The sequence below is a fragment of the Halalkalibacter flavus genome (assembly GCF_036663575.1).
Taxonomy (GTDB): domain Bacteria; phylum Bacillota; class Bacilli; order Bacillales; family Bacillaceae_D; genus Halalkalibacter; species Halalkalibacter flavus.
In genome coordinates, this window is sequence record NZ_JAWRVK010000076.1 from 1 (window position 1) to 10,308 (window position 10,308).

General features: G+C 38.7%; 9 protein-coding genes, 1 pseudogene and 1 riboswitch. Of the genes and pseudogenes, 9 read left to right on the plus strand and 1 reads right to left on the minus strand.

The genetic code is table 11. The features are described from left to right. Positions 1–82 precede the first annotated feature (82 nt). Positions 83–538, minus strand: a complete 456-nt coding sequence (locus tag SAY88_RS23900; protein WP_332634890.1) for a DinB family protein — start codon at positions 536–538, stop codon at positions 83–85. A gap of 211 nt (positions 539–749) precedes the next feature. Here SAY88_RS23900 and SAY88_RS23905 point away from each other — a divergent pair. From SAY88_RS23905 to SAY88_RS23945, 9 genes and pseudogenes are all read left to right on the plus strand, one after another. Continuing rightward, positions 750–2,005 (plus strand): annotated as a pseudogene (locus tag SAY88_RS23905) (Bcr/CflA family efflux MFS transporter). A 96-nt stretch (positions 2,006–2,101) separates the two neighbouring features. Then, the gene (locus SAY88_RS23910; RefSeq protein ID WP_332634891.1) at positions 2,102–2,530 is read left to right on the plus strand and encodes a DUF4430 domain-containing protein; all 429 of its coding nucleotides are present in this window, start codon (positions 2,102–2,104) and stop codon (positions 2,528–2,530) included. 2 nt (positions 2,531–2,532) lie between these two features. Further along, on the plus strand, positions 2,533–3,048 hold the full coding sequence (locus tag SAY88_RS23915) for an ECF transporter S component (RefSeq protein WP_332634892.1): 516 nt from the start codon (positions 2,533–2,535) through the stop codon (positions 3,046–3,048). A gap of 672 nt (positions 3,049–3,720) precedes the next feature. Continuing rightward, positions 3,721–3,832, plus strand: a riboswitch (TPP riboswitch). A 63-nt stretch (positions 3,833–3,895) separates the two neighbouring features. Beyond that, positions 3,896–4,669, plus strand: coding sequence for an ABC transporter permease (locus SAY88_RS23920; protein ID WP_332634893.1), 774 nt, complete (start codon positions 3,896–3,898; stop codon positions 4,667–4,669). A gap of 27 nt (positions 4,670–4,696) precedes the next feature. After that, positions 4,697–5,740 carry an ABC transporter substrate-binding protein gene (locus SAY88_RS23925; RefSeq protein WP_332634894.1) on the plus strand — a complete coding sequence of 348 codons (1,044 nt, stop codon included), beginning with the start codon at positions 4,697–4,699 and terminating at the stop codon, positions 5,738–5,740. Between the two features lie 18 nt (positions 5,741–5,758). Beyond that, positions 5,759–6,502: an ABC transporter ATP-binding protein gene (locus SAY88_RS23930; protein WP_332634895.1), complete on the plus strand. Its 744-nt coding sequence runs from the start codon at positions 5,759–5,761 to the stop codon at positions 6,500–6,502. Between the two features lie 27 nt (positions 6,503–6,529). After that, positions 6,530–7,198, plus strand: coding sequence for a thiaminase II (gene tenA / locus SAY88_RS23935; protein ID WP_332634897.1), 669 nt, complete (start codon positions 6,530–6,532; stop codon positions 7,196–7,198). 171 nt (positions 7,199–7,369) lie between these two features. Next, entirely contained in the window at positions 7,370–7,693 is a 324-nt protein-coding gene (locus SAY88_RS23940; RefSeq protein ID WP_332634899.1) for a hypothetical protein, read from the plus strand. Positions 7,694–7,950: 257 nt separating this feature from the next. Beyond that, complete coding sequence (locus SAY88_RS23945) at positions 7,951–10,182, plus strand: sensor histidine kinase (protein ID WP_332634900.1); 2,232 nt, start codon at positions 7,951–7,953, stop codon at positions 10,180–10,182. The last annotated feature ends 126 nt before the right edge of the window (positions 10,183–10,308 follow it).

Genomic DNA, 10,308 nt, shown 5'->3' on the forward strand with positions numbered 1-10,308 from the left:
TTCAGTCTTAAGAAACGACTTTAGTCGTAGACATTTTATGTCCAAATCCACCTGCTTTAGCAGGTGGTCGTTTAAGTAAGTGTTATTTTCTTACAAACATTGGCAAGTCAGTGTGTCCCATTCCACGAACGTAAACAAATAAGTTTCCTTTGTGATTAATTTCGTGGTCTATAGCTAAATTAAGAATCTTTTCTGCAGGGAGTTTGATGCCTAGAACTGCAGTTAGGTCAATGATTTCGTCAAGATCTTCATCAGATAATAACTCGATAATTTTCACAGATTCTTCAGTGTACAGCTCTGCAAGTTCAGATAAGTCAACATTTGCATTTTCGTCATGGAGTGGCTTGGGAGGTTGTTTTGCAGCTGCTGATACAAACTGATAAAAGGATGTTAGCATATGAACAACAAGTTCTTTAGCTGACATGGAAGTATCTGTTGGCTTGTAATCATAATCGTCCTTACTAACCTTTTCTACTAATTCATTTGTTACAAGGCGGTGTGATAGAAAGTAATCTTTGTAATGAGTGCTTTTTGTCATGTGGATCCTCCCTTATATTATCTAATGTCAATTTAAAGGTAAATGTTGTAAGCGTAATAGTCAAGAAGAGGGCTTTGTCCATTTAAAGTTCTGGTATTTGATCTTTGGATTTTTTGTATTATACTTTGATAAGTCGACGTTACTTGTAACATTCGAATTTATTACATAGGTTATGAGACTCAGAAACTTCAAGGAAAGGTGCTTTTTGTTTATATTACATAATCCAACGGGGAAAGAGCGGTTAGGGTTAGCTTTCTTACTCGGGATGCTTGCGGTATTAGGGCCACTAAATATTGATATGTATTTGCCAAGTTTTCCTGAGATTGCGGATGACTTAGGAGCTCGTGCCTCACTTGTTCAGCTTAGTTTAACTGCATGTTTACTTGGTCTTGCATCCGGTCAGGTCGTTGTCGGACCAATTAGTGATACATAGGGGAGAAAAAAACCGTTATTGATATCCATCTTGTTATTTGCGGTTTCATCCTTGTTATTTGCGGTTTCATCCTTGTTATGTGCGTTAGCTCCTAATATCGTTATTTTAGTAATAGCTCGCTTTTTACAAGGATTTACGGCAGCGGCGGGAGTTGTGATCTCACGTGCTGTAGTCCGTGATGTGTTCAGCGGCCGTGAGTTAACGAAATTTTTTGCGCTGTTAATGGTCATCAATGCAGTTGCACCGATGGCAGCACCAATGGCGGGGGGAGCGATCTTGCTTATGCCTTTTGCCAACTGGAGTTCAATTTTTTACTTTTTAAGCTTAATTGGTCTTTTCATTGTATTGGTCGTAGCGCTCAAATTAAAGGAGACGTTGCCCCCGGAAAAACGAATTCCTAGTACAGTTGGGCATTCAGTTCGAACAATGGGGAGCTTAGCTTGTTTAAGGATCGATCTTTCATTGGGTATGCATTAACTGTTGGTTTCATCCATGGTGGAAGTTTTGCTTATGTTGCTGGAACTCCTTTTGTGTATCAAGGGATTTATGATGTGTCTCCTCAAGTATTCAGCGTATTGTTCGGCATTAATGGGCTTGCTATTATTTTGGGGAGCTTTACCATCGGGCGCTTAGGTGGAATTGTTCATGAAAGGAGTTTGTTACGTATTGCGGTAATCATCGCGGTAAGTGCTACTTTCTTCCTGTTAGTAATGACCATCGTTGAAGGACCTCTGGCAACACTCGTAATTCCGATCTTTATTTATATGACTTCCATGGGGATGATCACAACGAGTACCTTCTCTTTGGCGATGCAAAAACAAGGCCACCGTGCGGGGAGCGCGAGTGCGGTGTTAGGTACCCTTTCCTTGTTCCTCGGTTCAATGGTTTCCCCACTTGTTGGGATTAACGAAGCGACGGCGGTACCGATGGGAGCAATTTTGTTTTTTACTTCATTGCTTGGAGCTATCGCTTTTTTCAAGCTGACAAACATGCAGCAGGTCGAACCGAGTGTACAAGTTAAGGTAGGAGGGTGATGCCAAAAAGGCTAGTCCCCAGCCTATATGTCTTGAATACATGCTTACAAGTAACGCGGACAAACTACTATTGATTCTAGTTTAGGAGGAATGGGAATGAGATATTTGTTTTCTATTTTATTTGCAGTTTTGCTCACATTATCGGGATGTGGAGCAAACAATGAAACGGTCGAAGAACCGGTTCAAGATGAAACTACTGAGGAAGCACAAGAAGAGGCAGAGGGTGTTGAGGAAACCCATGCTACGATTGTGTTAAGTGAAGAAGATCCTGAGAATATCCTAAGCGAGGATACGATATCGTTCGAAAAAGGACAAACGCTTATGGAAGTAATGGATGAGCATTATGACATTACAACGGCGTATGAAGGAGCGTTTATCTCAGGAATTAATGGAATTGAAGCAGATGATGAAACATCAAGTTATTGGCTCTATACGATCAACGGGGAAGAAGCATTAGTAGGGGCAGCTGAATACGAAATTGAACATGGAGACTTGATTCATTTTCATTACGCTTCGATTGAATAGGCATGTCAATTCGCCGAATTACGTTGCTAGCCATGCTCAGTGCTCTTTGTGTGGTAGGCCGAATGGCTTTTGCTCATATTCCTAATGTTCAACCGGTTACGTCCATTATTATAATCACAGCGATGTTTATGGGACCGGTCAATGGCCTCATTCTAGGTTTTGTCAGTACGGTATTAACGAATATGACATTAGGAACAGGCATATGGACCTTTTGGCAAATCATTTCTTGGTCTGTGATTGGGCTTCTCTCTGGCTGGATGGGAAGAGCTCATACGAAGTGGGGTATACCTTTCCTTGTTCTCATCATGTACGCAGGATTTTGTGGTTATTTTTATGGATTTGTCATCTCGTTAAATATGCTGTTCATTAGCGATCGCTTTATCGCGTATTACTTAGCTGGGCTCCCATTTGACACAAACCATGCGATAGGGAATATGATTTTCTTTTCACTCCTTTATCCAGTCATGAGTAGGGTTTTTGTTCATTATTTAAAGAAAGGTCCATTTTCATCGATATAATGAAGGATGTTAAGCTTAAAGGGGCTTTTGAAAAGCAAAATCTTTGTTACAGTGGGATAAAGATTAAGGTATATATTATTTGAGGCGGAGATCGTTACGATTTTCGTCTCTTTTTTCAGGTTTCTTGGGAGAATTGGGCATTATGAAAGGCTTGTTCGGTGTTATGGGAAAGGGGATTAGGTGTTCATAAGAGGGATGAAGACCTGATTGTTGCTCTGGGAAAGGGAATTGGGTCTTCATAAAGGGATGAAGACCTGATCGTGCTCTGGGAAAGGGGATTGGGTCTTCATAGGAGGGATGAAGACCTGATTGTTGTGTTAGGAAAGGGGATTAGGTGTTCATAAGAGGGATGAAGACCTGATTGTTTCTTTGGGAAAGGGGATTAGGTCTTCATAAGAGAGATGAAGACCTGATTGTTTCTTTGGGAAAGGGGATTGGTCTTCATAAGAGGGATGAAGACCTGATCGTTGCTCTTGGAAAGGTATTGGGTCTTCATAAAGCAAATGAAAGCCCGTTCGGTGATATAGCAAGGAGAAAGAGGTCTTCAAGCGTCCGGGAAAAGGATCGCGCTCTATTCTAACTAGAGGGTGGTAATTGCATTAAATAGTTGTTTAAAAGAACAGAATATTGTACAAAGTCAAAATGTGTGATAAGCTTTTCTAGAAAATTTATGAAAAATAATAGGGGAGCTATGAGGTTGGCTGAGAGGATATCCCGATGAAGATATCGACCCTTAAACCTGATCTGGGTAATGCCAGCGGAGGGATGTTTATTAGAATTACATGTTGACATGTAAAGTCTACACGCCTCTAAGGTGTGTAGACTTTTTTTGTGAAAGGAGGGTTTCATGGAACGTTTGCGTCAGTCGATCCGTTCAGTGGCTCCAGCGATCATTGCCATTATTATGTTTCTTGTCGTATGGGAAGTGGCTGTCTGGATTTGGGACGTTGAAAAGTGGATCTTACCAGCGCCAAGCTTGATTGTTCTTACGTTATTTGACACGTGGCATCTATTACCGGAACATATCTGGATGACCACAAAAGAAGCGCTGCTTGGTTTCTTATTAGGAATTATCGTTGCGTTAGTAATGGCTTTTATTTTAGATTTTTCACCGTTTTTACGTAAAAGTTTTTACCCGATTCTCTTATTCTCGCAAACGATTCCTATTATTGCGATTGCGCCGTTACTCATTATTTGGTTTGGTTATGGGATTTTGCCTAAAGTTCTTGTCGTTGCATTAGTCACTTTTTTTCCGGTAGTCGTTAGTGTTGTTGAGGGACTGCAATCAAGTGATCGCGATATGATCCGGCTTGTTCGGTCGATGGGTGGATCGCAACTGCAGGTATTTTCTTCTGTCAGGTTCCCGCATGCATTACCTTATTTATTTACAGGGTTGAGAATTGGGGCTACATATAGTGTGCTGGCAGCAGTAATTTCTGAGTGGGTCGGTGCAAGTTCTGGGTTAGGTATTTATTTAATCAAAGCTCAAAGCTCGTTTGCGACAGATAGGGTCTTTGTTGTTATTGTGTTGATTTCACTTTTAAGCTGCCTTTTATTTTTAGTTGTTGTACTACTCGGCAGACTCATGATGCCGTGGAAACATAAGTCTCATAAAAAATAAACAAATTAGGTCTGAGGAGAGAGTCCGATGTCAAAAAAATTAAGTGCATTTTTATTTTTCATTATCATGCTTATGTTAGTTGGTTGTAACCAAGCAGAAGAGTCAAGTCAAGGGGGAGAGGCCGAAACGGAGGTTGAATCGGAAACAGGGGAAGAGTTACCAGCTGAATCTACAGAGTTAATGGAAGCAACGTTTATATTAGATTGGGTTCCTAACACAAATCATACGGGTATTTATGTTGCGAAAGAAAAAGGGTATTTTGAAGAGGAAGGGATTGATTTAACGATTATCGAACCAGCTATGGAAGGAGCCGTACCAGTTGTCGCAGCAGGACAAGCTGATTTTGGGATTGGCTCTCAGACAGGCGTGACAATTGCTAGATCAACAGGTATTCCAGTTGTTTCGATTGCAGCTGTCATTCAGGAGCACACATCTGGTTTTGCTTCCCCAGTTGAGAAAGACATTACATCACCAGAGGATTTTGAAGGAAAGACATATGGTGGATTTGGTGGTGCGGAAGAAGAAGCAATTTTGGATACGGTATTAAATCAGCATGGGGTTGATCCTTCTTCGGTAGATAATGTGATTGTTGGATCTGCTGACTTTTTTGCGAATACGAAAAGAGACATAGATTTTCAATGGATTTTTTATGGGTGGACAGGAATTGAAGCTGAAGTTCGTGGTGAGGACATTAATATGATTTACCTTAAAGATATTGATCCTGTTTTTAATTATTATTCTCCTGTTATTTTTAGCAGTGAAGCCGTGATTGAAGAGCAGCCTGAGCTAGTTGAAAAGTTTGTAAGAGCTGTCTCGAAAGGATATGAATTTGCGGTTGAGCAGCCATCAGAAGCTGCGGAGATCTTAATTGCCGCTAGCCCAGAAACAAATGAAGAACTGATTCGTGCATCACAAGAGTGGTTAAGCCCACGTTACAAAGGGGATGCAGAAAAATGGGGTATTCAAGAGGAACATATTTGGAATGATTTTTCAGAGTGGATGCTTGAAGCAGGTTTGATTGAAACAGAAGTACCGACTGAAGAAGCGATGACAAATACGTTCTTGCCTTAATGAAAGGTTGTAGTCAATATGGAAATCAACATTCGTAATCTCCATCATTCCTTTGACGGGGAACCGGTCATTAAAGGAGTAAACTTGTCACTTCAAAAAGGGGAATTTGTTTCGTTAATTGGACCAAGTGGCTGTGGCAAAAGTACCTTGTTTAATCTCATTACGGGTCTTGATATTCCAGAAGAGGGAGAAATTTCATTTGACGGAGTGAATGTGATAGGGCAACGTGGGCATAGCAGTTATATGATGCAAAAGGATTTATTGTTCCCATGGAAAACCGTACTTGAAAATGTCCTTCTAGGTCCTAAGATAACAAGACACCAAACGGAACAACTAAAAGAAGAGGCACTTTCTCTTTTTCCTCTGTTTGGATTAGAAGGATATGAGCATCATTATCCGGGAGTTTTATCAGGGGGAATGAAGCAGAGGGCTGCGTTGCTTCGAACGTTCTTGCATAAAAAGGAACTCATGCTATTAGATGAGCCATTTGGAGCGTTAGATGCATTAACTCGTGAGAAAATGCATAGTTGGCTTTTGCAAATATGGAGTCAAATGCAACGTACAGTCTTATTTATTACACATAGTATTGATGAAGCCATCTTCTTATCAGACCGTATTTATGTGTTAGGACCACGTCCTACGGAAGTCATATTAGAAGTAAAGGTTCCATTGCCAAGACCTAGGAAAAAGGAAATGACTGTCACTCGTGAATATCTAGAGTTAAAAAGGCAATTGATGAACGCACTATACGAAATGAACTAAATAGATGATAAAGAGAGGATGAATGATATGAAATTTTCAGAACAACTTCGTAAAAAGGTAGACTCTATTTGGAATGCAAGCTTTGAGCATCCATTTGTTACGGGAGTAGCTGATGGTTCATTGCCAATTGAATGTTTCAAATATTATGTACAACAGGATTCCTTTTATCTTTCGAAATTTGCTCAAGTACAATCCATTGGGGCTGCGAAAGCGTTGGACTTTCACACGACATCGCAAATGGCATTTCATGCAAAATCCACATTTGATGCAGAGCATATGCTTCATGAAGGATTTGCCAAAGACTTAGGATTAGAAAAGAATAGCGAAGGTCATATGGCGGCTGAACCAGCTCCAACGGCAGTAGCCTATACGAACCACTTATTTTCTGTTGCGTATAAAGGCTCTTTAGGAGAAGTCATTGCTGCAATTTTACCTTGTTATTGGTTGTATTGGGAAATCGGAGAAAAATATAAAGGTTCTAATCCAGAACATCTCGTTTATCAAAAGTGGATTGATACTTATGGTGACGAGTGGTTTGCAACGTTAGTAAAGGAACAAATAGACCGTTTGGATGAATGGGCAGAAAAAGCTTCAGAAGAAGAAAAGCAACGTATGGAAGCTATTTTTGTTACAAGTAGCAAGTATGAGTATATGTTTTGGGAAATGTCTTATACGTTAGAGAAGTGGCCTGTGTAAGATGTAGTTATATTATTAGGGGTTATCGCAAAATGCGATAACCCTTTAACGTATGTATGACCAGGATTTGTCGAGAGTGCTAATTCATATTTAGGAAAAGTTTTTCCTCATAAATAATGTAGAAATCAAAATAATAAAGTTAAATGTAGGAAAGGGGAGTTTAAAACCTAGATGATGAATTCTATGATCAATCATATTGGTTGGATAAGATCTGTATTTAATTGGGGGAGGCGAACACAGCAAATATTTGGAGCTAGACGCAACAACGTTGGCGGCGTGATGTTCTCAATTTTAGGAATAGGAATTGGTGCGGTGGCCTACAGCCTTTTAACGAATCGTGAAAATAGGTTGCAACCGATTAGTAATTTCATTAATAATAATCAATTCCATACGATAAGAGGATCAGATCAAACAGCTATGGCAGAGTTTTCAGAAGAAATAACGGCTGAGACGCCAAAAAAGGCAGACGATATTGATTACGGTGAGCTTTTTTAATGAATATGTTATTTCGGCCCATAAGAAGTAGCTTATTGCTGTTTCATGGGCTATTAACTCTTCTTGTGACTATCATCAATAATTCACATGAGTTTAAGCGCTTTTGTTTTGTGCATATTCAGACATATTGTTGAAGTCTGAAATTGTAAATGTTTCCAATCAATGAATGTCTTTTGCGTGATATAATTTAATAGAGATAACTAGTAATAGAAGTTTAAGAGAAGCTTAAAAGGCGAAGGCATGGAAAGGATTTTATTATGAAAGAGAAGAATGCTACGTTAAAAACCCTCTTTTTAGTTAGGGTTCTTTTAGCGTCCCTGATTCTAGTTTTAGTATCGGGATCTATTTTGCTCTATTATACTAATCAACAGATTGTATCTGAAGTAAATAAGCAATCAACCATGACGGCTCAAAGTATAAAGCGTGAAGTTGAAAACACGAACTTGGCAGCTAGATCCCTAGAGCATCAAATTGATTTGAAATTAATTTCTTTTGCAAAACTTGCAGCAGAAAGATTGCAAGGAAAAAGAATAGGAGATATAACAAATCAAGACTTGCTAGTGCTAAGAGAAGAGTTAGAATTAGCTGGGATAACGTTGTTTGCTAGAGAAGGAGATGATATTGTAGGTGTTCGATCAACCGACCCTCATGAGATTGGCTTTAGTTTCAAGGAATATGGTTATTATGAAACGGTAGACACTCTTTTAAAAGGAGAGAAAGTTAGAGTAGAGGGAGCGACTTTGGTTGATAATCACGTTCTTGTTCTTCCTGTTGCTCAATCTGGATCACAACAGGAAGAACCGGTTTTTTTCAAATATGGTTATTATCACCCTCCTGGATCTTCGTATATTATTAATCCATATATAGAAGTAGGCGAGGTTGAGAATTTACTAAACGAAGTAGGACCTAGCTCTTCAATGGAACAGATGAAAACGAACAACCCATATTTGGATGAAGTCGCAATTCTAAATCCAAAAGTTTTCGTTGACCCATCATTAGAAGACCAATTGTACCCACCGTTAAAACAAATTGTTCATGGTACATATAATAATAAAAGTGAGCAGGACCTTGATGTATTGAAAGATATGGTAACCAACCCAGAGAAGAATTCGTACATAGAAGAGATTAATGGAAAGAAATTGTATAAAGTCTTTCTTCCTTTTGGGGCTGATCAAGTTATTTATACGGCTTTTGACTATGGGGAAATGAGTGAGCCCCTTACTCGACAAGCAATTCTTATTATTGTGACAGGTTCAATTTCAATACTTGTAATGTACCTCATCACTTCGCAATTCTTTAAGAGGATTTATCGTAGAATTGATGTTTTAGTAAGAGATGTAGGTCGTATCTCAAAAGGAGAGTATGGAGTAACGACTGCCTCGGACGAACAGTATGAATTTAAAAAACTTACAGAAGCAGTTAACCATATGTCTGTAAGTTTACAACATTCATTTGAAAACCTTTCAAATGAAAAGTTATATCGCGAACAAATACTAGCTTCGATTCCAATAGGTATTATTACAGTGCAAATCGAAAATAGTAAAATTGTATTAAATAGCAAGGCCAAAGAGGTTACGAACTTAGATGAGGTGGAAATAAATAGGCTTTATAAAGATAAAGTGATTTCTCAAGTAAATGAAGAGTTTTGGGATTTGTTTTATTCTGAAGATTTTTTTCATACGAGAAAAGTATCTTATCAGTCATCGGATCTATCATATATACTATTGGTCTCCCAATCTCCGCTCGTAGATGATAAAAAGAATGTTATTGGCAGAATTTTTTATTTTGTTGATGTGTCTGAAATTGATAAACTAGAGAAAAGAGTTCTTCGTACGGAAAAGTTAGCACTAGCTGGTGAATTAGCATCAAAAGCAGCGCATGAAATTAAAAACCCTTTATCGGTTATTCAAGGATTTATACAATTGATGAATAGTAATTTTTCAGAGAGTGAGCGAAGTAAGTACCATACGCTGCTTATTTTAAAGGAAATACAACGTATTAATAGCATAGCTCAAGATATGTTGATGCTAGCCAAACCTAATTTGAATAAGAAAAAGGCTAATCTAGCTGATGTTATTGAAGAAATTATGCCGTTTATTCATTCAAATTATTCGTCAAATATCTTCATTCGTTCTGAAATAGACTCCATTACACTGAATATTGATGTTGATCAAATGAAGCAAGTGTTTCTTAACCTCATTATCAATAGTATTCAGGCGATGGAAGAAAAAGGTGAGATTTCGATTTCTTCTGAGGTATATCAGGATAGAATACACATCTTCATCAAAGATAATGGGAGTGGCGTGCCTGAGGAGATTCAATCTAATTTGTTTGAGCCCTTTGTAAGTAGCAAAGAAACTGGAACAGGACTTGGTTTGACTATTATTGAACGAATTATTACAAGTCATGATGGAACAATACAACTGCTCTCTTCTAACGAAGAAGGTACTTGTTTTAAAATTGCATTACCTTTGGTTTTAAGGGGATAATTCAGATCATAAAATATAGTACAAAGGCATTACGTTTAGGCGTTAATGTCTTTTTTGTGTGCGCCAGGCATGGCGACTATCTAGGTGGTGAAAGTCCACTGTGGAGGTACACATCAACTAACCACT

Excerpts from the sequence above, each read along its gene's own strand:
- SAY88_RS23915 (WP_332634892.1), top strand. The coding sequence starts at position 2,533 with ATGTCAATTCGCCGAATTACGTTGCTAGCCATGCTCAGTGCTCTTTGT.
- SAY88_RS23910 (WP_332634891.1), top strand. The coding sequence starts at position 2,102 with ATGAGATATTTGTTTTCTATTTTATTTGCAGTTTTGCTCACATTATCG.
- SAY88_RS23925 (WP_332634894.1), top strand. The coding sequence starts at position 4,697 with ATGTCAAAAAAATTAAGTGCATTTTTATTTTTCATTATCATGCTTATG.
- SAY88_RS23945 (WP_332634900.1), top strand. The coding sequence starts at position 7,951 with ATGAAAGAGAAGAATGCTACGTTAAAAACCCTCTTTTTAGTTAGGGTT.
- SAY88_RS23940 (WP_332634899.1), top strand. The coding sequence starts at position 7,370 with ATGATGAATTCTATGATCAATCATATTGGTTGGATAAGATCTGTATTT.
- SAY88_RS23900 (WP_332634890.1), bottom strand. The coding sequence starts at position 538 with ATGACAAAAAGCACTCATTACAAAGATTACTTTCTATCACACCGCCTT.
- SAY88_RS23930 (WP_332634895.1), top strand. The coding sequence starts at position 5,759 with ATGGAAATCAACATTCGTAATCTCCATCATTCCTTTGACGGGGAACCG.
- SAY88_RS23920 (WP_332634893.1), top strand. The coding sequence starts at position 3,896 with ATGGAACGTTTGCGTCAGTCGATCCGTTCAGTGGCTCCAGCGATCATT.
- tenA (WP_332634897.1), top strand. The coding sequence starts at position 6,530 with ATGAAATTTTCAGAACAACTTCGTAAAAAGGTAGACTCTATTTGGAAT.